Annotated in this window: 20 protein-coding genes; 11 read left to right on the top strand and 9 right to left on the bottom strand. The window is 58.4% G+C overall.

What is annotated here, in order from left to right; genetic code table 11:
• Positions 1-4 precede the first annotated feature (4 nt).
• Positions 5-928, bottom strand: a complete 924-nt coding sequence (locus ACR0EZ_RS02650; protein ID WP_480610461.1) for a LysR substrate-binding domain-containing protein — start codon at positions 926-928, stop codon at positions 5-7.
• A 52-nt stretch (positions 929-980) separates the two neighbouring features.
• Positions 981-2,057 (bottom strand): DUF6456 domain-containing protein, encoded by a 1,077-nt coding sequence (locus ACR0EZ_RS02645; RefSeq protein ID WP_480610458.1) that lies wholly within the window; start codon positions 2,055-2,057, stop codon positions 981-983.
• Between the two features lie 241 nt (positions 2,058-2,298).
• Here ACR0EZ_RS02645 and ACR0EZ_RS02640 point away from each other — a divergent pair, with 241 nt between their 5' ends.
• Complete coding sequence (locus ACR0EZ_RS02640) at positions 2,299-2,598, top strand: DUF6477 family protein (RefSeq protein ID WP_480610455.1); 300 nt, start codon at positions 2,299-2,301, stop codon at positions 2,596-2,598.
• Here the strand turns inward: ACR0EZ_RS02640 and ACR0EZ_RS02635 are convergent, their stop codons facing one another.
• The gene (locus ACR0EZ_RS02635) at positions 2,599-4,143 is read right to left on the bottom strand and encodes a trimethylamine methyltransferase family protein (protein WP_480610452.1); all 1,545 of its coding nucleotides are present in this window, start codon (positions 4,141-4,143) and stop codon (positions 2,599-2,601) included.
• A 160-nt stretch (positions 4,144-4,303) separates the two neighbouring features.
• On the opposite strand from ACR0EZ_RS02635, the gene ACR0EZ_RS02630 reads away from it, so the two are divergent.
• From ACR0EZ_RS02630 to ACR0EZ_RS02585, 10 genes are all read left to right on the top strand, one after another.
• A complete protein-coding gene (locus ACR0EZ_RS02630; RefSeq protein WP_480610449.1) occupies positions 4,304-5,077 on the top strand; it encodes a hypothetical protein in 774 nt (257 codons plus the stop codon).
• Between the two features lie 9 nt (positions 5,078-5,086).
• On the top strand, positions 5,087-6,646 hold the full coding sequence (gene guaA / locus ACR0EZ_RS02625; protein WP_480610446.1) for a glutamine-hydrolyzing GMP synthase: 1,560 nt from the start codon (positions 5,087-5,089) through the stop codon (positions 6,644-6,646).
• A gap of 87 nt (positions 6,647-6,733) precedes the next feature.
• Positions 6,734-7,639: a DMT family transporter gene (locus ACR0EZ_RS02620; RefSeq protein WP_480611140.1), complete on the top strand. Its 906-nt coding sequence runs from the start codon at positions 6,734-6,736 to the stop codon at positions 7,637-7,639.
• Positions 7,640-7,766: 127 nt separating this feature from the next.
• Positions 7,767-8,912, top strand: a complete 1,146-nt coding sequence (locus ACR0EZ_RS02615) for an OmpP1/FadL family transporter (RefSeq protein WP_480610444.1) — start codon at positions 7,767-7,769, stop codon at positions 8,910-8,912.
• Positions 8,913-9,025: 113 nt separating this feature from the next.
• Positions 9,026-9,922: a DMT family transporter gene (locus ACR0EZ_RS02610; protein WP_480610441.1), complete on the top strand. Its 897-nt coding sequence runs from the start codon at positions 9,026-9,028 to the stop codon at positions 9,920-9,922.
• Between the two features lie 48 nt (positions 9,923-9,970).
• Positions 9,971-10,843: an ATPase gene (locus tag ACR0EZ_RS02605; RefSeq protein WP_480610439.1), complete on the top strand. Its 873-nt coding sequence runs from the start codon at positions 9,971-9,973 to the stop codon at positions 10,841-10,843.
• Positions 10,844-10,881: 38 nt separating this feature from the next.
• Positions 10,882-11,820 carry a homoserine O-acetyltransferase MetA gene (metA, locus tag ACR0EZ_RS02600; protein WP_480610436.1) on the top strand — a complete coding sequence of 313 codons (939 nt, stop codon included), beginning with the start codon at positions 10,882-10,884 and terminating at the stop codon, positions 11,818-11,820.
• A 6-nt stretch (positions 11,821-11,826) separates the two neighbouring features.
• Positions 11,827-12,777 carry an alpha/beta fold hydrolase gene (locus ACR0EZ_RS02595; protein WP_480610433.1) on the top strand — a complete coding sequence of 317 codons (951 nt, stop codon included), beginning with the start codon at positions 11,827-11,829 and terminating at the stop codon, positions 12,775-12,777.
• Between the two features lie 49 nt (positions 12,778-12,826).
• Complete coding sequence (gene ppk2 / locus ACR0EZ_RS02590; protein WP_480610430.1) at positions 12,827-13,696, top strand: polyphosphate kinase 2; 870 nt, start codon at positions 12,827-12,829, stop codon at positions 13,694-13,696.
• Between the two features lie 188 nt (positions 13,697-13,884).
• Positions 13,885-14,499, top strand: a complete 615-nt coding sequence (locus ACR0EZ_RS02585; RefSeq protein ID WP_480610427.1) for a TetR/AcrR family transcriptional regulator — start codon at positions 13,885-13,887, stop codon at positions 14,497-14,499.
• Positions 14,500-14,505: 6 nt separating this feature from the next.
• Here ACR0EZ_RS02585 and ACR0EZ_RS02580 read toward each other — a convergent pair whose 3' ends face one another.
• The 6 genes from ACR0EZ_RS02580 to ACR0EZ_RS02555 all read right to left on the bottom strand — a co-directional run bounded on the left by ACR0EZ_RS02580 (position 14,506) and on the right by ACR0EZ_RS02555 (position 21,213).
• Positions 14,506-15,564, bottom strand: coding sequence for an adenylate/guanylate cyclase domain-containing protein (locus ACR0EZ_RS02580; RefSeq protein WP_480610424.1), 1,059 nt, complete (start codon positions 15,562-15,564; stop codon positions 14,506-14,508).
• Complete coding sequence (locus ACR0EZ_RS02575; protein WP_480610421.1) at positions 15,561-15,929, bottom strand: group I truncated hemoglobin; 369 nt, start codon at positions 15,927-15,929, stop codon at positions 15,561-15,563. The genes ACR0EZ_RS02580 and ACR0EZ_RS02575 overlap by 4 nt, the downstream gene beginning before the upstream one ends.
• A gap of 138 nt (positions 15,930-16,067) precedes the next feature.
• On the bottom strand, positions 16,068-16,910 hold the full coding sequence (locus ACR0EZ_RS02570; protein ID WP_480610418.1) for a glycosyltransferase family 25 protein: 843 nt from the start codon (positions 16,908-16,910) through the stop codon (positions 16,068-16,070).
• A 76-nt stretch (positions 16,911-16,986) separates the two neighbouring features.
• Positions 16,987-17,574 carry a YrbL family protein gene (locus ACR0EZ_RS02565; protein ID WP_480610416.1) on the bottom strand — a complete coding sequence of 196 codons (588 nt, stop codon included), beginning with the start codon at positions 17,572-17,574 and terminating at the stop codon, positions 16,987-16,989.
• A gap of 166 nt (positions 17,575-17,740) precedes the next feature.
• Positions 17,741-18,709: a LysR family transcriptional regulator gene (locus ACR0EZ_RS02560; RefSeq protein ID WP_480610414.1), complete on the bottom strand. Its 969-nt coding sequence runs from the start codon at positions 18,707-18,709 to the stop codon at positions 17,741-17,743.
• Positions 18,710-18,777: 68 nt separating this feature from the next.
• Entirely contained in the window at positions 18,778-21,213 is a 2,436-nt protein-coding gene (locus ACR0EZ_RS02555) for a GcvT family protein (protein WP_480610412.1), read from the bottom strand.
• Positions 21,214-21,307 lie beyond the last annotated feature (94 nt).

Genomic DNA, 21,307 nt, shown 5'->3' with positions numbered 1-21,307 from the left:
CTTTTTATGTTCGGGTGGCGGCCACGATCTCTTCGCCCACATCCCGGATCACCTGCGCCAGTCGGTCCGTCCATTCATCATCACCGGTTGACGCCCGACGCACCAGACCAACCGTCCGCGCGGGCTGAGGCGCGCCGAACCGCAGCAACTTCAACCCCGAAACAGCTTCGGATTCCGACCGGGCCGCGAGTTCGGGCATCAGGGTCAGTCCGAACCCCTCGGCGACAAGGCGGGACAAGGTGGCCAGCGAGGATGCGCCCATGTTGATCTGCCCGCTGCTGCGATCCTGCCCGCAGACCTCAAGCGCCTGATCGGTCAGACAATGGCCATCTTCCAGCAGCATCAGTTGCGCCGATTTCAGGTCCAGAGGCCGCAAAACATCCGGGCTGCCGGTCAGCCTCTTCAGCCGCGCTTCGCTGCCCGCGATCAGGAAATGATCCTGAAACAGCGGGATTTCCTGAAACTCTGCCCCACCGGCGGGCAAGGCCAACACGGCGGCATCAATCTCACCACCTTGCAGCAGCGACAACAGGCGCTCGGTCCGCGCTTCGCGGATTTGGACCCGCAGTGATACATCCCCGGCCCGCAATCCGGCCAGAACGCCGGGCAGCAGGTAGGGCGCGATTGTTGGAATGATCCCGATCGACAAGGACCGGTGACCGCCGGAGTGATCACGGGCGAACTGGTCCAGCCGATCCGCGGCCCCCAGCACCTGACGCGCATGATCCAGAACATCGCGCCCCAGCGGAGTCAGCAGAATGTCGCGGGCCTGCCGTTCGAACAGGACCCCGCCCAGAACCTCTTCCAGCGTTTTGATCTGAACCGACAGGGCCGGTTGTGACACATGACAGGCCTGAGCCGCGCGGCCAAAGTTGCGATGTTCGGCTACGGCGCGGAAATATTGCAGTTGGCGGAGTGTGAAATTCATAACCCCTGATTATCACTTCCGGCGCCAACTGCAAGGCAACCTAATCGCCGGATCAGCCGATCATGCGATCCCTTTCAGTCTGCTCCTGATAATGCCGCTTGAGGCGCTGCAAGGCGATGCGCAGCACGATCTTGCCCGACCGCGCCGACCAACCCATGCGCTTTTCCGCAAGCTCCAGCCCCTCAAGGTAACAACAACACCGCAGGGCCACATCGCTCAGCCCCGGTCCAAGGTCGGACAAAGCCCGCGACACCCGATCGCGCGCGGTCGAGGACCCGCGCCCGCCATGTGATTCACTGTCGAAATGACCACGCCCGCCTGCGGTCAGGAACCTGTCCCAGTTCTGCGCGACCTGTGGGCCAATCTGTGCAAGCTCAAAATCCTCGCGCAAACGCTCTCCGGCACTGACCAGCGTTTCATCCAAAAACGGTTTCCCATCCCGATCCCGCCTGCGCGCCAAAGCGATCAGAGGGCTTTCCGCCGCGCTATACCGAATGCGCCGCGAACGGTCATTCTGGGGCGCAGCCCCTTGGGGCTGAAACGGCGTCTGGGCCTCCGCCATACCGAATTCGTTCCGGCTGCGCGCTTTGTTTTCTGCCTTGGCCACCAACTGGCTAAGCGCCGTCCGGCCCGAGGATGAAATCCTGTACCGGGAAATGCGCCCCGGATTGTCACACGAAATCCAGTCCTGTAGCGCCAAAGCTTGCGCGATGTGACAATCGACAACGGCGGTTTTTGTGGCCCCGACCTCGCCCGTGTCCCGCACGACGACAGCTTTGTCCATATCCTCGGCGACTGCCAGAACCGAGCCGGTCTCGCACAGGCGGCGCAGAACGCGCAGCGCTTCACGGTCGAACTGTTCTTCCGCATCCTCGGGCTGGCAGGAATAGTCCGGCTGCGTTTCTGTCGGCGAGAAATGCGTCTCGGCCAGCGATTGCAAAGCGGCATCCACAAGGGGGTCGTCACGCCGCATCTCGATCCGGCGAATTTGTCTGAGGATCGTCGATGCATGACATCCCGCCGATCTTGCTATGTCGCGGATCGACCGACCGGCCTCGGTATGCACCAGATACCTCTGCGCGCCTTCTGGAACCCACGCCGGAATGGAGAAAGCCACGTTATTTTCCATATTTATTTGCCCTCGCCGACAAAACAGACTGCCACTTTTCGCCCTCTGAATTTGGGTTAACCAAATCTAACTAGAGTTGCTTTCGTTACTCGTTCGTTAACCTCTGAGCGCTGAAGCCAGATTTGATTCAAAAAGATAAACAGTCGTGAAACCATCGTTCGGCGAGAGGTCGAGTGACGCAACACCCGTATAAGTTGTGTCACAAACAGATCATCAGTCACGCGGAAAAAGGACAGCTGAAATGCAAGACCTGATGACAATGATCACGACGCTCCGCCGCCCCCGCCTGTTGGCACGTGCGGCGAAATTCGGAGCGCAGGACTATAATCGGGACCGGCATTTGCAGCGAATTCTGGGATACGGCGCGCTGCCCGGAACCGGGGCGGCGCTGGTCCAGCTCATGGAACTGGAGCGTGAGGTAAATGATCTGAGAAAAGAAGAAGATGCCGCCTATTCCCTGGTGCGGCATCTGGATTTGCTGATTGCGCTGCTGGGCGAGGCGCAGCTGTATCAGGCCAGCCGCGCCGCGCAGTATCAGTGATCAGGTAAACGCGTCCGGCATCGACGCTTTCTTTTCTGCGATATACGCCTCGAGCGCCGCGTTGATTGCAGGGTCGAGCTGAGGCTGCTGGTAGTTGGCCAGCAGATGCTCGACCCGGGCGGATGCCAGTGCACGCGTATCGCGCGAGCCTTCGTCCTGCCAGGTCTCGAACGGTTTGTAATCCAGCAGATCGGATTTCCAGAACGCCTCTTTGAAGTTCGCCTGCGTGTGGGCGCACCCCAGATAGTGACCGCCCGGCCCGACCTCGCGGATTGCGTCCATGGCCTGCGCGTTCTCGTCATAGGCGACGCCTTTGGCCAATCCGTGCAGAACGCCCAGCTGGTCCGCATCCATTACGAACTTCTCGAAATCGGCCACCAGCCCGCCTTCGAGCCAGCCGCAGGAATGCAGCATGAAGTTCACACCTGCCATCAGCCCCATATTCAGCGAGTTCGCGGTTTCATAAGCCGCCTGCGCGTCCGGCAGTTTCGAGCCGCAGAACGAACCGGCCGAACGATACGGCAGGTTCAGACGCCGCGCCAACTGGCCCGCACCATAGGTGATATGTGCGGCCTCCGGCGTTCCGAAGGTTGGCGCGCCTGAGTTCATATCAATCGAAGTCACGAAGGCCCCGAAGATCGCAGGGGCGCCGGGACGGATGATCTGGCTGTACGCCACACCGGCCAGCACTTCGGCCAGAACCTGCGTCAGCGTCCCGGCCACCGAAACCGGTGCCATCGCGCCGCCCACGATGAAGGGCGAGATGATGCAGGCCTGATTGTTGCGCGCATAAACCTCGAGCGAGCCCATCATCACGTCGTCGAATGTCATCGGCGAGTTGATGTTGGTGAGCGAGGTCATCACAGTGTTGTTCTGAACAAAGTCCTTGCCGAACAGAATTTCGCACATCTCAACCGAATCCTGCGCCCGGCTCGGGTCGGTCACGGACCCCATGAAAGGCTTGTCCGACAGCGTCATATGCGCCTTCAGCATGTCCAGATGGCGCTTGTTCACCGGAATATCCGTCGGCTCGCAGACCGTGCCGCCGGAATGGTGCAGCCATTTGGACATATAGGCCAGTTTCACGAACTTGTTGAAATCCTCCATGGTCGCGTAACGGCGACCACCGTCGGCGTCACGGACAAAGGGCGGACCATAGACAGGGGCCAGAACCAGACTGCGACCGCCAATTTCAACCGATTTCTCGGGGTTGCGGGCGTGCTGCGTGAACTGGCTGGGGGCTGTCTTGATCAGTTCACGCGCCAGACCGCGCGGAAGGCGCACGCGCTCACCGTCGATATCGGCACCTGCGTCGCGCCAGCGCTCTAGCGCGGCCGGATTGTCGACGAAATTGACGCCGATCTCTTCCAGAACGGTTTCCGCGTTGTGTTCGATGATCTCCAACGCTTCCTCGTTGAGGATTTCGAAATTCGGAATGTTCCGCTCAATATATTTCGCGGTTTCGATGCGGACTGCGGTGCGCTCGGCCCGGCGGGCGGCGCCACCGCCCCCTCTCGCCCTGCGCCGGGTGTTCGCCTCTGCCATGAGAAAATCCCGTCTGAGTGTTTAGGTTGAGCGTTGTGTTACCGGATTGGAACAGCCTAGCGCATCTGGATTGCGGCGCTCTAGGGGTAAAAGCGACACCCGCCCGCGCTTATTTCCCTTTTCCGCAGAAATCGGTCTTTTTTGGCGTAACGACGTCTGCATGCCGCTTGACGTAAATCTCTTTCCCGGCGCGCGCATGGCTTTTGCAGACCGGAGCCATCCACCTGTCGTAGTCGGTTCGTCCGTCCACGGATCGCATCGCAACGGCAAGGCTTGCATTCTTCCCGCATTCCATTGCCACACATCTTTGACGACCGCTGCCACTGACATTTCTGTAATGCTGAAAATAACTTGGGCACCCGCATTTGGGCTTGCCGGACAGCGCGATGACCTTCATCCGAAAGTAATTCTGCGCGTTCAGCCGATAGGTAGCGGTCTTGCATTCCTCACGCGCCTTGTCGTCAACGGCCCAGCGATCCTTAGCGATGAAAAACGCTGCCTTGAACTTTGGATTATTGTGTTTTTCGCACATCGGGATGATGAAAGACTGCCCATAAGGTTTGGGAATGAATTCACCCTTCTTGTTCTTCTTCGCCTTGTCGATTTTGACGAACCGGACATGTGCGCCATGCTTTCCCGGCTTGGAACAGCCCATATAAAAACAGGCCGGGTCGCGCTTTTCATTGCCCGTGTAGATTTTCCAGTGATTCAACCAAGACCCGCAACCGCATTTCGGTCGCTTCGACGACCCTTCGTGGTTTTGCACAGGATGCCGGTCTGTATAGACTTTTTGAGTTCCGCCAAGGCCATAGCCGGTTTGTTCGGGCATAACGAGTTACCAAAATATCAACTAAACACAGCGCACAGTATAACAAATTCTACAGCTCTGTGCATCTTCTGCAAAACCCTTGCGCTGGTTTGGCAGGCGTCTTAAAGCGACCGCATGACCCAAGACACCCATGACCGCCTTCTGATCATCGACTTCGGCAGCCAGGTGACGCAGCTGATCGCCCGCCGCCTGCGCGAACTGAACGTCTATTGCGAAATTCACCCCTATCAGAATGTCACGATGGATTTCGTGCGAGAGATGTCTCCGCGCGCCGTGATCTTCTCGGGTGGTCCGGACAGCGTGACACGCGAAGGCTCACCGCGCGCACCGCAAGAGATTTTCGAGTTTGGCGTACCGATCCTGGGGATCTGCTACGGCCAGCAGGTGATGATGCACCAGCTGGGCGGCAAGGTCGAAAGCGGCCACGGCACCGCCGAGTTCGGGCGCGCTTTTGTCACCCCAAAGGACAAGCTGGACATTCTGGACGGCTGGTTTGCCGACGGCGACGAGCAGGTCTGGATGAGCCACGGCGATCATGTCAGCAAAATCGCGCCGGGGTTCGAGGTTTACGGAACGTCCCCCAACGCGCCCTATGCGATCACCGCTGACCCGGACCGGCATTTCTATGCCGTTCAGTTCCACCCCGAGGTGCACCACACCCCCAAGGGCGCAAAACTGTATGAAAACTTCGTAAAGCTCGCCGGGTTCAAGGGCGACTGGACCATGGGTGCTTATCGCGAAGAGATGGTCCGCAAAATTCGCGAACAGGTCGGCGACAAAAAGGTGATCTGTGGCCTGTCCGGCGGCGTCGACAGCTCGGTCGCGGCGATCCTGATTCACGAAGCCATCGGCGATCAGCTGACCTGCGTCTTTGTCGATCATGGCCTGCTGCGCAAGAACGAGGCCGCCGAGGTCGTCGGCATGTTCCGCGACAACTACAACATCCAACTGATCCACGCGGATGAAAGCGATCTGTTCCTTGGCGAGTTGGACGGCCAGAGCGACCCCGAGACCAAGCGCAAGATCATCGGCAAGCTGTTCATTGACGTGTTCCAGAAACACGCCGACACCATCGAAGGGGCCGAGTTCCTGGCGCAAGGCACGCTCTACCCGGATGTGATCGAATCCGTTTCGTTCTCGGGCGGCCCCTCGGTGACCATCAAGTCTCACCACAATGTCGGCGGCCTGCCGGAAAAGATGGGTCTGAAACTGGTCGAACCGCTGCGCGAGCTGTTCAAGGATGAGGTCCGCGCACTGGGTCGCGAACTGGGCCTGCCTCAGAGTTTCATCGGCCGCCACCCCTTCCCCGGCCCCGGTCTTGCGATCCGCTGCCCCGGTGAAATCACCCGCGAAAAGCTGGAAATCCTGCGCGAGGCGGACGCGATCTACATCGACCAGATTCGCAAACACGGCCTTTATGACGAGATATGGCAGGCCTTCGTGGCGATTCTGCCGGTCCGAACTGTCGGAGTGATGGGCGACGGGCGCACCTATGATTACGCCTGTGCGCTTCGTGCCGTGACGTCAGTTGATGGCATGACCGCCGATTACTACCCGTTCAGCCACGAGTTCCTCGGGGAAACGGCAACGCGGATCATTAACGAGGTCAAGGGCATCAACCGATGCACCTATGACATCACCTCAAAACCTCCGGGTACGATCGAGTGGGAATGACAGGAAAGCCGGTTCACGACCGGCTTTTTCATTTTCAGACCGGTATTTCCACTATTTTTCAGTGTGATAGATCAACAAAGGGCTAAGTTGAACGGCAACCAGTCTCAGGTCTTTAAGGCAGCCTTTTGGATGACCGGCGCGATTGCGTCGTTTTCGTCCATGGCCGTTGCGGGTCGAGAACTGAGCCTGCACCACGACACGTTCGAGATCATGATGTACCGCAGTTTCGTGGGCGTTCTTATCGTGTCTCTGGTGCTCAGCGCGGCTGGAAAATGGCATCAGGTTTCTTCCGAACGGCTGGGCTTGCATTTGGTCCGAAACCTGGCCCATTTCGCCGGCCAGAACCTGTGGTTCTACGCCGTTGCGGTCATTCCGCTGGCGCAGGTCTTTGCGTTGGAATTCACCAGCCCGATCTGGGTGATCCTGCTCTCGCCGCTGTTTCTGAAAGAGCGTCTGACCGCTCTGCGCGTGACGGCCGCCATGATCGGTTTTCTCGGCATTCTGATCGTGACACGCCCGGGTGTCTCGCCGCTGAATCTTGGAATTGCGACGGCGGCGTCTTCCGCTATTTTCTTCGCATTAACAACGATTACGACAAAGCAGCTCACCCAAACCGTCAGCACCGGCTGCATCCTGTTCTGGCTGACGGTCATGCAGGCCGTCTTTGGCGTTGCTGCGGCCGGAATTGACGGTCAGATCGCCCTGCCGACCCCTCAGACCGCGCCCTACCTGCTGTTGGTCGGGCTGGCGGGACTGCTGGCGCACTATTGCATGACCAACGCGCTGGCAATCGCGCCCGCCACGGTAGTTGTTCCGTTCGACTTTGCCAGGCTGCCAGCCATCGCGATAGTCGGCATGCTTCTGTACGGCGAACCCATCGACAGCTGGACGCTTCTGGGGGCCGCCATGATCTTCGCGGGCATCTTTCTGAACGTCTGGTCCGAAAATCGTAACAGTTTGGCAACAGTCCCCGGCGATACTCATCAGAAGTAACGCACGGTCACTGGTTGACGGTAAAGTAAACGCGAAGAAAGTATCGAGCACCACAATTCAGCAGGCCAGCGCGGACACACTCATCCACCATCATCTGCACCTGCGAAGAAAAACGAGGGAGGAATATATGAAAAGAGCGCTACTTTCAGCGTGCGCACTTTGTGTGGGGTCAACCGCGGCGCAGGCGGGCGGTCTGGACCGAACCGGTCAGCCGATCACTCTGATCTTTGAAGAGGGTAACTACGCCGAGTTTTCGGTGTCGCGGACAAACCCGGACGTCACAGGCAACGACCTGACGAATCAGAATCCCTTCGGCACGCCTTCGGGCAACATAGCGGGCGACTTCAATCAGGTTGGGGCTGGGGTGAAGTACGACATCAATGAGCAGCTTTCTGTTTCGTTCCTATATGACCAGCCATTTGGGTCGGACATCCGCTACCCGCTTCCCTCGGGCAACCCAACGCAACCGGGCTCGCTTCTTTTGGGCGGAACCGAGGCATTTGCGGATTCAGACAGCTACACCGGGATCCTCCGCTACAAGTTCAACGATAACTGGAGCATTCACGGCGGTCTGCGTTATCAACGCCTTGACGGTAACATCCGGCTGCAGGGTTTGGCCTATGGACCGTTTGACAGCTATGAAATCGACGTGGCCCGCGACGGGGCTTTCGGCTGGGTCGTCGGAGCCGCCTATGAGATTCCGGACATCGCATTGCGCGTGGCATTGACCTACCAGTCAGAGATCGAACACGATTTCTCCACGACGGAGAACTCACCCCTTTTCCCGGCAACCATCGTTGGTACGCAGGAAGTAAAAACTCCTGAGTCGATCAACCTGGATTTCCAATCCGGCGTTGCCAAGAACACGCTTGTGTTCGGCAATATCCGTTGGGCAAATCATAGCGTCACGCAACTAAGCACTACCGCTGTGGGACCGCTGCCCAGCGTCGAACTGATCGACCTGACCAACACCACCACCTTTAACCTTGGCGTTGCACACCGGCTGAATGAAAACTGGGCCGCTTCCGTCGCCTTGGGCTACGAAAAGGAAGATGGCGACGACCTTGTTTCCCCGCTGGCACCGACTAACGGCTTCAAGAGCATCAGCGTTGGCCTGCAGTACACCCATGAAAACATCAGAATCACCGGCGGTGTGCGTTACACTGATCTGGGCGATGCATTTGCCGAAACCGGCACGCCTGATGTTGCTCGGGCCGACTTCAAAGACAACGACGCTGTGAGCTTTGGCCTTCGGGTTGGCTTCAGCTTCTGAACAAAAAACAATAACCTGAATCAAAACTTAAGAACCTGCCGGTTTTCGGCAGGTTTTTTTGATTACGCACGATCCGGGTCGCGCATGACCCGCAAAATGCGTCAATTGAAATCATGACAACTCAAAAAACACTCTCCCCCCGCGCATGGTCCGAGCTTTTGCTGCTTGGCCTGATCTGGGGTGCCTCATTTGTGGCGATCCGAATCGCACTCGATACCATTCCGGTCATGACATCCGTTCTGCACCGCACCTTCTGGGCGATGCTGGCGCTTTGGTTGGTGGTATGGGCCAGACGGTTGGAGGTTCCAAGAAGCCCCCGGATCTGGGCCGCGTTCCTTGTGATGGGGCTTTTGAACAACGTCATTCCCTTCTCGCTGATGGCTTGGGGACAGCTGTACATCGACACCGGGCTGACCGCGATTTTGAACGCCGCGACCGCTGTATTTGGCGTGCTGGTGGCGGCCATGTTCTTCAAAGATGAACGCCTGACCAAACCCCGCCTTTTTGGGGTTGCCTTGGGGTTTCTGGGCGTCTCGATCGCAATCGGCCTTGGAAACTTTGCCAGCTTCAACCTGCAAAGCACGGCCCAACTGGCTATTCTGGCCGGTACGGTTTCTTACGCCTTTGCAGCCGCCTGGGCGCGGGCCACCCTGTCTGGGCTTCCCTCACAGGTCGCCGCCGCGGGTATGCTGACCGGATCGACCATTTTGATCCTGCCCATAGCCCTGATGGTGGACGGAGCACCCAGCCTAAACTTGCCAGCTGAGACCTGGCTCGCAATCGGGTATTACGCAATCATCGCAACCGCCGGAGCCTATCTGCTGTATTATCGGGTCCTGGCGATGGCCGGCAGCGGCAACCTGATGCTGGTGACGCTTGTGATCCCGCCCATTGCCATCGTACTCGGCGCCGTGCTGCGGGATGAGGCGCTGAAATCCAGCGCTTATCTGGGTTTCGCCGTTCTCGCGATTGGCCTGCTGATCCTGAACCGATCCGGCACACGCGATTGACGCCGCCCCCTGCCCGATTTAGCAAAGGCAAAAAAGGGACAGCGGACCATGATCTACAGCTCGGCTCAGGACTGGCGCAATGCGGCGCGAAAGAAGGTGCTGTTTTTCGGCATGTCGGGTCTGGGCAAAACCTATGTGTCGAACGTCCTGCGGGATTCGGACAATTGGTTTCACTACTCGATCGATTACCGCATTGGCACCCGCTACATGGGCGAATACATCACCGACAACGCCAAGGCCGAGGCGATGAAGGTACCCTTCCTGCGCGAACTTCTGCTGTCGGATTCGATCTATATCGGCTCGAATATCTCGTTCAACAACCTGACCCCTGTGGCGGCCTATCTCGGCAAGCCCGGGGACCCTGCGAAGGGCGGGCTTGAAATGCCGGAATACCGCCGCCGGCAGGAACAGTTTCGGTTGGCCGAAATACATGCCCTGCTGGATACCGAGTACTTCATCGACCGCGCACACCGCCTGTACGAGTACCCTCATTTCATCTGCGACACCGGCGGTTCGATTTGTGAATGGGTGGACCCTGATGACCCCAAGGACCAAATCCTGTCCGACCTGTCCCGGCACACGCTCATGATCTGGCTGAAGGGGGACGAAGACCATACCTCGGAACTGATCCGGCGGTTCGACAAGGCCCCCAAGCCGATGTCCTATCAGGCCGAATTCCTGAACCGTGTGTGGGGCGAATACCTTGACCAGCACGGCTGCACCGAGGCAGAGGTCGACCCCAACGCCTTTATTCGCTGGACCTACGCGCAGGCGCTGGCCCATCGTAAACCCAGATACGAGGCGATGGCGCGAAACTGGGGCGTGACGATTGCGGCAAAAGACATCGGAAAGGTCCGGGACGCGGGCGATTTCGATGAGTTGATCGAACACACCCTTGAGACCCGCAGCAATTGCGCCTAACTGTCAGTTTTCCCTGAACTCTTCAAAAGCCTGAACCCATGCCCATCAAGATCCCCTCAGACCTGCCCGCCTTTGATGTCCTCTCGAAAGAGGGCGTCATGGTCATGGCCGAGGATCAGGCCATGCGTCAGGACATCCGCCCCCTGCGTATCGGGCTGCTGAATCTGATGCCCAAGAAGATTCAGACCGAAAACCAGTTCGCGCGCCTGATCGGTGCGACGCCGCTGCAGATTGATCTGTCCCTGATCCGCATGACCGAGCATCGAACGCGCAACACCGCCGCCGAGCACATGGCCGAATTCTATCGTCCTTTTCAGGAGGTAAAGGACGAGAAATTCGACGGGCTGATCATCACCGGTGCCCCGATCGAGCATCTGGAGTTTCCCGATGTAACCTATTGGGACGAAATGACTGAGGTCTTCGACTGGACCCAGACCAACGTTCATTCCACCTTTGGTGTCTGCTGGGGCGGGATGGCGATGATCAACCATTTCCACGGCGTCAAAAAGCACTTGCTGGACGGCAAGGCGTTTGGGTGTTTCCGGCACCGTAACCTCAAACCGGCTTCGCCGTTTCTGCGCGGGTTCTCGGACGATTGCGTGATTCCCGTCAGCCGGTGGACCGAGATGAAACAGCATGAGATCGACGCCGCGACCGGCCTGACCACCTTGCTGGGCAGTGACGACGTTGGCCCCTGTCTGGTCGAAGATCAAAGCCATCGCGCGCTCTATATCTTCAATCACTTCGAATATGACAGTGACACGCTGAAACAGGAATATGACCGGGACGTTGCAAATGGTTCTCCGATCAATGTGCCGATGAACTATTACCCCGACGATGACCCCTCGCGTACGCCGCAAAACCGGTGGCGCAGCCATGCGCATCTGCTGTACGGCAACTGGATCAGCGAAATCTACGAAACCACCCCGTACGACATCACACGCATTGGCGTGGATTCAACCGACCTGAGGGCCTGACGGAACATGATGCGCGCCGGAGCCATACTGCTGATCCTGATTGTTGTGCTCTGGGGCATTTCGCTCTGGCGGGCGGCGCGTCTGGAAGAACAGGCCGAGACCGCCTTTCCGCCCGAGGGCCAAATCCTCGACGTGGATGGCATTGCGGTTCACGCGGTCGTCATGGGCGAAGGGCCGGATGTGGTGCTGATCCACGGCTCCAGCGGCAATACCCGCGACATGACCTTTGCGCTTGCGCCGATACTGGCCGAGCACTTTCGGGTCATCGTGTTCGACCGGCCCGGTTTGGGCTATTCGGCCAGTTTCAACCCGGACGGTGAGACGATCATCGAACAGGCGGACATCCTGCAGCGGGCCGCCGCTCAACTGGGGGCCGAAAAGCCCATCGTCGCGGGGCAAAGCTATGGCGGTTCGGTGTCACTGGCCTGGGCGGTCACACGGCCCGACAACATCTCGGCACTGGTTCTGATTGCCCCAGCGGCGATCCCGTGGGAAACACCTTTGGACGGGTTCAACCGGATGGCCTCGACCTCGGTCGGAAACGCGTTGGCCTTGCCGGTCGTGGCGTCATATGTGCCCGACTGGTTTGTCGACAAGGCGCTGGATCAGGTGTTTGCCCCGCAAAAAGCGCCCGAGGGCTATGCCGAACATTTTGGGCCTGAACTGACCATGCGCCCCGGCTCGATGCATGCGAACGCCAAGCAGCGGGCGAACCTCGTGGACGAAGTCGCCGACTTGCAGCCGCGTTATGGCGAAATTTCGGTTCCCACCGAAATCGTGCATGGCACGGCCGACACCACCGTCAGCCTTGGCTGGCATTCCGAGCGGCTGATTGAACAGATCCCCGGCGCGGAACTGATCGAACTACCGGGCATCGGGCACATGCCACAGGTCGTCGCCGCGCCCGAGGTTGCCGCCGCCATCGACCGGGCCGCTGAACGCGCGGGTTTGCGTTAATCCTTCGCCTAATCCATAGTAAGTTATGGATTTTATCGCGAGGTAGAACATGGCCCGGTCCGAAAAAGGTTCCATCGAAAAGTACTTTAGCAAGGACGCCCCCAAAAGCGTGCGCGAGGAAATCAAAAACGCAAAAAAGGGCGATATTCTGAACCCGACCTACCCATACTCTGAAAAGATGAAGACCAAAGAGTATGAGGAACAGATCGACGCACTACAGATCGAACTGGTCAAGATGCAATCCTGGGTCAAGGAAACAGGCGAGCGGGTTGCCATCCTGTTCGAAGGCCGCGACGCGGCTGGCAAGGGCGGCACGATCAAACGGTTCCGGGAAAACCTGAACCCACGCGGCGCGCGCAATGTGGCGCTCAGCAAACCATCGGATGCCGAGCGCTCGCAATGGTATTTCCAGCGCTACATCCAACACCTGCCATCTGCGGGAGAGATCGTGTTCTTCGACCGCAGCTGGTACAACCGGGGCGTAGTGGAAAATGTCTTTGGCTTCTGCACCACCGAGGAGAGAGAGCGTTTTTTCCGGCAGGTCATCCCACTGGAAACCGGTCTGGCCAATGACGGCATCCGGCTTTTCAAGTTCTGGCTGAATGTCGGACGTGCAGAACAGCTCAACCGGTTTCTGGCCCGCGAAACGGACCCTTTGAAGCAGTGGAAGTTAAGCCCGATAGATGTCGCGGGGTTGAACAAATGGGACGAATACACTCAGTCGATTTCCGAAACCCTGACACGCTCGCACACGGAAAACTGCCCCTGGACCATCGTGCGATCCGACGACAAGAAGCGCGCCCGCCTTGCCGCGATCCGCACCGTTCTGCACGGGTTGGACTATGACGAGAAAGACAAGGAAGCGCTTGGCAAGATTGACGCAAAAATCTGCGGCGGACCTGAGATTTGGGATGCCTGAGCGTTCTGCGCGGGTATGACACGATTGGCCATTGTCGCATCGACCCCGATCAGCGGGTCCATCAAAGGGCACCTGAGCGATCGATCAGAAAAACACGACCAGCCCGCCGCAACCGTTGGACGAAGGCGGCCTGATACTCTATCTCTTTGGTCTCAATACTCTTTAGCGCAAAGGTGCCTTAGGCGGGGATGACGAAACGCGGGTATCACCACGGAAACCTGAAACAAGCCCTGATCGAGGCCGCGTTGTCGCTGGTCGAAGAAAAGGGCCCGACCGGTTTCACCCTGTCCGAGGCTGCAAAAACTGCAGGCGTCACCCCGGCGGCTGTCTATCGCCACTATCACGGGCGCGAGGATCTGATTGCCGAGGCCGCCCGTCAGGGGTTCGAGATGTTCGCAGACCTGATGCAATACGCTTATGACAAGGGCCAGCCCTCGGCCCTGGCCGCGTTCGAGGCGACAGGGCGCGCCTATCTGGCCTTTGCGCGCAAGAATCCGGGCCACTATATCGCGATGTTTGAAAGCGGCATCTCGCTGAACCGAACACCCGAACTGTCGATGGCCGCGAACCGTGCCAAAAGCGTTCTGGAAAAGGCAGCGGCAGACCTGTCGCAGCACATCCCCCCCGAAAAGCGCCCGCCTGCGTCGATGTTCAGCGCGCATATCTGGGCGATGAGCCACGGGGTGGTCGAACTTTATGCGCGCAACACCGGCGCAACATCACCATTCCCGCCCGAAGACCTGCTGGAAAGCGGAATTGGCATCTATCTCAGGGGGTTGGGTCTGGTCCCGCAGGACGACTGACCGGCGCTAAAAGAACCGGCCGCCTGTCGGAACGCTCAGGCCCGAGGTGACGTTGATCAGGTTCATCTCGCCCATGCCCTTGATGTCGACAGGTCCAATATCCGAAACCTGAAATTCGTCGATCAGGCCATATTTCATCTCTTCCGGCGCGACGATGTGCATCGGGTTTGCAAACACCTGCAGGCGCGAGGCGATGTTCACCGCCGGGCCGAATACATCATAGACGTATTTCTGAATGCCAACGACCGACCCAACGGCTGCCCCCATTCCCAACCCGATCCGGGCCTGCCACTTGTGCGGATGGCTTTCGTTGCGCCGTTCAAGGTAGCGCAAGAACCGCACGGCGCAATGCGCCACTGCAGTCGCATGGTCCGGCGTGGCATCCGGCATGCCCGAGACTGCCAGATACGCGTCGCCAATGGTCTTGATCCGCTCACACCCGAACTGTTCCACGATACGGTCGAAGGCGGTGAAAATGTCGTTCAACTCGCTGAGCGTAACGGTCGGGTCCGTCTTGGCGGCGAAGTCGGTGAAACCGACGAAATCCAGCATGACGACGGAAACCTGATCATAAAGCTGAGGGGTGACGACGCCGAAGGTCTTGAATTCTTCGTACACCGCCCTCGGCATGAGGTTCAGCAACAATCGCTCGACCCGCTCCTTTTCGCGCTCCAACTCTCGGGTGTTGCGTTCCACCATGGTCGAGTAGCTGTCGATCATGCTCTCCAGTTCGCGGATGCGCGTAATGTTCTGGCATTCGATGATCAGAACCTGCTCGGACAAGCCGTTTGCCAGCGATACGGCGACCGCAAAGACCAGCGTCCGGCGTTTGGGTTTGATCTGCAATTCAACCGAATACCGAAGGCCGGATTGCTTCACATCTTCCAGTTCTCTTGCATCGAGGTCTGGCAGAATATCCCGCAAAGTCTGCCCTTCGGTCGGGGTTCCGAACCATTCCGCGAAAGGGCCGTTGTGGAACACAAACTGCAGATCAGACGCACGCACCACGGCCACGCCGACGCCAATCGCGCGCAGCAACTGTTCATTGATGGCAGAAATGCTCATGCGGCATTCTTCGCGACGATGATCACCCGTTTCGATTCAATCGCGCGCAGCGCCACCTTTACGTCCTCGTCAGACATCCCGTGATCAGACAGGGCCTGAGCAAACAGCTCTGCCATCTCATCGAAGTGATCGTGCGAGATATTCAGGTGTCTGTGAACCGCTTCGATCCGCTCGTCACTGAACGACGCGGGCCCGCCGACCAGCGAAGACACGAACTTGGTCTGATGATCGATAAGGCGCGGCATATCTATTTCTTCGAAATAGCCACCGATCTCATCAGAATCCAACGCCATTTCGTAAAATGACATCACGACGCGGCTGATCGTTTTGAAGCCGCCATATTTATCGTAAATCGTCTGTGACACACCAAAAACCCGGGTATTACCTTTGAATAACACCACAACACTATATCAACTTGATATTTTTGTTAACGCTAATAAGCCACGGACGAAAAAATGGCTCAAACCACCGGAAAAACCGGGTTCTGCCGTCGAAAACCGCCCCTATACCCGCAAATCATCGGCGCAGGGGACGTAGCCGACATACCCGCCCTGCTCCAATAACCGCGCCTGACCGCCCATTCGCCAACGCAGTTTTTGCTGCGCCGATTGCAACTCTCGCCGTGCACGGAACCAGAGCGGGCCTTTGTCGAGCCCGGTGTTGGTCGCAACGTCTGTCTCACGCTCGCCGCTTTTGACCTGATCGACCACGCCATCCTGTTGCTTGGACAGAACCATTTGCACGCATACGGCCGGAAACACCTGATACATGCGCCAGTCGGGACGCGGGATGGTGACAAAATCATCTATGTGATCCGAATATTGCCGGGACCAGCCCAACAGCTTGCGGCAACCTTCTTTGGAAAGGATGTAAGCCCCGGCGCTTGGAACCATCTCCAACACCTGTCGCACCGCGACACCACCGATGTCCTGCACAGGGCCAAATCTGCGCGATTTCGGCGCGTAGTCGAGTTTGACATAATCGTAGCCGGACCCATCCTGCAGCAGGGCCTGAATGACCTCTGCGGCATGGGCCGACATCTCGGCATCGTCTTCGAAGATCGCGGCGGCCTGCAGGTCGTTGTCCAGGGCAAGCTGCCAGACGGCCCGATGGCTTTCGAAACAAGCGACCTCGCTGGTGACAAGGCCCCAGCGGCTGCCGGTTCCGGGCACGTATCTGTTCTGATCAAGTGCACCGGGCTTGCGGCCATCAATGGCACTGAACCGGGTGGCGCCGGACAGGCCGATTTTGGCGAACTCGGCCTCCATAAAGTCTTTTCTTTCCGGAATACGGTCCAGATTGATGTAAAAGACCCCGTTACCCGGTTTCAGATCATGCTGGCCCACTTTCAGTCCTTTCCTAAAGCCCGGCCAGATAGGCGCAGCAGCCCGCTGAAATCAACCCCGTGCCGCCGCCTGATTGTCAGCCCGCCAACCGGGCGCGCCGCCGAGCAATGGACAGGCGAAAAGCCCAATCGCTGATCAGCGTCAGAGGCAGCAAAACCCGCTCACCCAATCCGTCGATGACCACCAGCCGACCGTTTCGTTCCTGCGCGCGCACGATGTTTTCAAAGCCCATGTCGCCCACCACTATCCGGCCACGCTCGAGATCATCCAGAAGCTCGATCACTTCTTCGCGCAGACGCTTTCTTTGCGCCGGATCCTTAGTGGCCTGCATTTCGGCATGGACCGAGGGTGCCAGATTGCCGTCCGGGCCGGTCATCTTTTCGACGACGAGGGCCGGTCCGAGTGAGGTCGGCTCGTACCCCATGAACCGGGCCAGCCGGTCGATTTCGGGGCATCCCCGGTGAAGCGCGGCCAGATACTCGTTCGCTTCGCGCTGCCACTGGCGCAAATTGCCATACCGCCGCTCGGAATACCGACGGATGAAGTGATCGCGCTTGGGCTCATCGCAGCGTACTTTCAACAGCGCCCCTTCAAGTTCCGGGTGCTGGAAAATCTTGTAGTTTTGACTTTCACGCAAAGGCGTAAGGCCATCTAAGTCAATCATTTTTCTAAATTCAGTCCTTGCTGTGGGAACGCAGGGTTTCTTGCCAGCCTTCAATATACTGCTGCCATAAAAATGTTACAATGCGGCCAGAGGGAACCTCGCGACAAGATGAAGGCATTGGCGATCAACAGCCGATGCAATCAAAACGGCGACGCGTTTGCAAAAATTACAGACCGCCTTCCAGCACGCGAAAATCTTTCTCAAGCCAGCGATATCTCGAATTGATCGGGTCGCAATAGTTCTGCTTGACCAGCCTGCTCAGCGCATTGTGAATAAGCCGCGATGTCGAGGCCGGATAGACATCGGTTGTAAACAGCGAAACCGTGCGCACGAAATTGCGCCCCGGAAAGGGTAGCGCCTTGATACTGTCGTGAAAGCGCTGCGCGCGCCCAAAGCTGGCGACCGTGGTGATGGCCCAACCGCTGCCTTCGGCGACCAGCCCGACAATCGATTGATTGCATTCCAGTTCAAACCTGTTTGGCAGGCTGAACTTGCTGCGGGTAAGTTGAACTTCGATCTGCTTTCCGATCGTGTAGTCGCGGGAATACCGCAGGAAAGGCAGATCAGCGTCCGATTTCAGCACGTCTTCGACCGTGCCGCTGTAGGCCTCGGGCAGAATGACGATGAAGGGATCGCGCAGCAACGGGTATTCAACCAGACCGTCCGTCTTTTCCGCAGGGCGTGTCGCCACCCCGGCGTCCAGTTTATGTTCCTGCAGCTTGGCAATGATCTCGTGGCTGGGGCGTGTGAAATGACGGAAATTGCAGCGCGGCAGAGCATGCGCCAGAAACCGGAACAGTTCGGGCGCGACCTGATTGTCGAAGTCATCGATCAACGCAAGCCGCAGCGCCGTTGCATGCTTCCAGTTTCCGGATCGTATTTCCGCCTCACCCCGTTTCAAAACGGTCAGACCTTCGCGCACATAGCGCGAGAATACCTCGCCTGCCGGGGTCAGCCCCATGGGTCTGCGGCCGTGATCCACCAGTTCCACGCCCAACGCGGTTTCAAGGCTGCGCAGGTGGTTCGACACGGTGCTGATGGACAGACCGGTTTCCGCCGCGACTTTTTGAATGGACCCCGATTTGGCGATCAACTGAAACACTTCCAGCCACCGAAGGCTCAGAGATTTCGACACGTGCTCTGTTTCCTCTGCTTCCATTCTTTCGAAAAAATCGAAACAGAGAATTCGGGTTTCGGCAAGTCCTAGCTGCGCACCCTGCTCATTTGCGGGTCATAGGGTGATGGCGCAATCACGCTGGCGCTGGGGAGCATTCCGCACATATCGATCTTCATTTCCGTACCTTGCCGGGCCAGTTCTGGATCGACAAAGGCATAGGCCAGATTCAGCCCGGTCCTGTGACCCCAGTCGCCGGACGTGACCGTTCCAACCACCTTGTCGCCGATGATGACCGACGCGCCGGGATGCGCCGGGGCGGTTTGATTGTCGACCTGCAGCGTCACCAACCGTTTCCGTGGCCCGGCGTGTTGCCTGTCCAGCAGGGCTTGCCGCCCGATGAAGTCGCCCTTGTCCAGCCTCACAAACCTGTCCAATCCCGTCTCAAAGGGATCAAACTCGGTGATCAGGTCCGCTTTCCAATGCAGGAAACCCTTTTCCATTCTCATGGACTCGACCGCCCGGGCACCGAAAAGTTGCAGATCCACAGAGGCGCCCGCCTGCCGAATCGCAAGGTAAGCCGCATAAAGCGAGGCATTTGGGACATGGATTTCATAGGCCAACTCGCCCGAAAAACTGACACTCATGACAGTGGCCAGAGCGATCCCCACGAAGCATTCTCGGACGCTGAGCCAGGGAAACGCCTCAGCCGACCAGTCGCCACGGGCGCAGGCCGTCAGAACCTTTCGTGCGTTGGGGCCTGCAAGAACAAGGATCGTCTGGTCGTTTGTCAGGCTGCGCAGTTGCACATCTTCGTCAGGCCGCACGTGCTGCGCCAGCCAGTCCATATCATGATATTCACTGGCCGCCGCCGATCCGTACCAAATGCGTTCAGGGCCCCGGTCGCTGGCTGGCAAGTTGGCAATCGTCGCCTCGGCCTTGACCATGCCCTGATGGTTCAGCAAGTAGCCCAGACCGACCCGCCCCTCGCGTTTGGACACGGTCCCGCAGAACATGCGATCAAGGAATCTGTGACGATCCGCGCCGGTGATTTCGATGCGGTTGAACCCGTTGACCTCGGCCAGCCCGACATTGGTTTGCACATTTCGGACCTCAGCCGCTACAACATCAAAAGCTTCGTCAAAATCGAAACTCAGGGACGGCGTGAAATCCGGATCGGGCTTGATGTAGTCGACCCGCTCCCACCCGTTGACCACGGTGAACTCTGCACCCTCGGCGGCCAGAATCGGGGTCAGGGGTGTTGTTTTTGCCGGGCGGCCAGCCGGGCGGTGTTCATGCGGGAAGTGAAACCGGAATTCGTTCTGGTAGTCTTCGATAGCCTTCAGCGCCGTCAATTCCACGTTCGCGTGCCCGGTAAAGCGGCGCGGATCAAGGCACCACGTGTCGTAACAGGCCTCGCCATGCACGATTTGTTGGGCCAGCAGCCATCCGTGGCCCCCGCCCTCGCCCAGGCCCGCACGCAGGCCGATGATACAGAACGCGTTTCGCTTGCCCGCAATCGGCCCCACCAAAGGCGCACCATCGATGGTGTAGGTGATCGGGCCATTGACGACAGTGTGAATGCCAACCTCCATCAGCGCGGGCATCCGCGCAAAGGCGCCTTCCAGCACATCGGTCACGCGATCCAGATCGTCGGGGCATAGGGCATTGATAAAATTCGGGTCGATCCCGTCCATGCCCCAGGTCTTGCAGTCCTGTTCATAGAACCCGACCAGCAGCCCGTTCTTTTCCTGACGGCAGTAATAGTCGCTGATCGGGCATCTGAGCAGCGGCATGCGATGGCCAGCCTCGCGAATGGCCGGTATTTCCTCGGTCAGGAAATACTGATGTTCCATCGACGCGACCGGATGGTGCACGCCCATCATCGCGCCGACCTCGTTCACGCGGTAACCGCAGGCGTTAACGACGATGTCGCAGTCGATATCCCCATGTTCGGTCTGTACGGTCCATGTGTCATCGTCGTGCTGCACCAGGCCTGTAACGGGCGTGTTGCGATACACCTCGGCCCCGGCTTTGCGCGCCCGTCGCGCCAGCGCCTGACACAGTTGGGCCGGATCGATGTCACCATCCAACGGATCCCACAAGCCGCCGATCAGGTTGTCGGTGGAAATCAACGGGTGCCGACGGGCGCATTCTTCGGCATCTATCACTTCAAAATGCACATCCATGCCCCGCGCCATCGAGGCAAAATGGCGATAGCCCTGCATCTGCGCCTCGGTGTTGGCAAGGCGAATGCCGCCGTCGCCGTGGTGGTAGTTGATAGGATAATCCGGGTCGTCAGCCAGTTCCTTGTACAGCCGGATCGAATGCGTTTTCAGCCCGACCATTGTCTGGTTCATGCCGAAATTCGTGACCTGCGCAGCCGAATGCCACGTGGTCCCGGATGTCAGTTCATTCCGTTCCACCAGAACAACGTCCGACCAACCCTCCTGCGTCAGATGGTACAGAGTCGAACATCCGGCAATCCCTCCACCGATGACAACGACCTTGGTGCGCGATTTCATCAGCCTGGCTCCTTTATGCCTGTGCAATTCTTGGGGAAAAAGGCACCATCCCAGCAATGCGGGTTTTGTGGGTTTGGGAAAATCGAATCTCAGG

It is taken from the genome of Ruegeria sp. AK4 (genome assembly GCF_056541025.1).
The sequence above is the reverse complement of the archived record's forward strand: the minus strand, read 5'-3'. Positions and strand labels throughout refer to the sequence as shown.

Excerpts from the sequence above, each read along its gene's own strand:
- ACR0EZ_RS02650 (WP_480610461.1), bottom strand. The coding sequence starts at position 928 with ATGAATTTCACACTCCGCCAACTGCAATATTTCCGCGCCGTAGCCGAA.
- ACR0EZ_RS02645 (WP_480610458.1), bottom strand. The coding sequence starts at position 2,057 with ATGGAAAATAACGTGGCTTTCTCCATTCCGGCGTGGGTTCCAGAAGGC.
- ACR0EZ_RS02640 (WP_480610455.1), top strand. The coding sequence starts at position 2,299 with ATGCAAGACCTGATGACAATGATCACGACGCTCCGCCGCCCCCGCCTG.
- ACR0EZ_RS02635 (WP_480610452.1), bottom strand. The coding sequence starts at position 4,143 with ATGGCAGAGGCGAACACCCGGCGCAGGGCGAGAGGGGGCGGTGGCGCC.
- ACR0EZ_RS02630 (WP_480610449.1), top strand. The coding sequence starts at position 4,304 with ATGCCGCTTGACGTAAATCTCTTTCCCGGCGCGCGCATGGCTTTTGCA.
- guaA (WP_480610446.1), top strand. The coding sequence starts at position 5,087 with ATGACCCAAGACACCCATGACCGCCTTCTGATCATCGACTTCGGCAGC.
- ACR0EZ_RS02615 (WP_480610444.1), top strand. The coding sequence starts at position 7,767 with ATGAAAAGAGCGCTACTTTCAGCGTGCGCACTTTGTGTGGGGTCAACC.
- ACR0EZ_RS02610 (WP_480610441.1), top strand. The coding sequence starts at position 9,026 with ATGACAACTCAAAAAACACTCTCCCCCCGCGCATGGTCCGAGCTTTTG.
- ACR0EZ_RS02605 (WP_480610439.1), top strand. The coding sequence starts at position 9,971 with ATGATCTACAGCTCGGCTCAGGACTGGCGCAATGCGGCGCGAAAGAAG.
- metA (WP_480610436.1), top strand. The coding sequence starts at position 10,882 with ATGCCCATCAAGATCCCCTCAGACCTGCCCGCCTTTGATGTCCTCTCG.
- ACR0EZ_RS02595 (WP_480610433.1), top strand. The coding sequence starts at position 11,827 with ATGATGCGCGCCGGAGCCATACTGCTGATCCTGATTGTTGTGCTCTGG.
- ppk2 (WP_480610430.1), top strand. The coding sequence starts at position 12,827 with ATGGCCCGGTCCGAAAAAGGTTCCATCGAAAAGTACTTTAGCAAGGAC.
- ACR0EZ_RS02585 (WP_480610427.1), top strand. The coding sequence starts at position 13,885 with ATGACGAAACGCGGGTATCACCACGGAAACCTGAAACAAGCCCTGATC.
- ACR0EZ_RS02580 (WP_480610424.1), bottom strand. The coding sequence starts at position 15,564 with ATGAGCATTTCTGCCATCAATGAACAGTTGCTGCGCGCGATTGGCGTC.
- ACR0EZ_RS02565 (WP_480610416.1), bottom strand. The coding sequence starts at position 17,574 with ATGATTGACTTAGATGGCCTTACGCCTTTGCGTGAAAGTCAAAACTAC.
- ACR0EZ_RS02555 (WP_480610412.1), bottom strand. The coding sequence starts at position 21,213 with ATGAAATCGCGCACCAAGGTCGTTGTCATCGGTGGAGGGATTGCCGGA.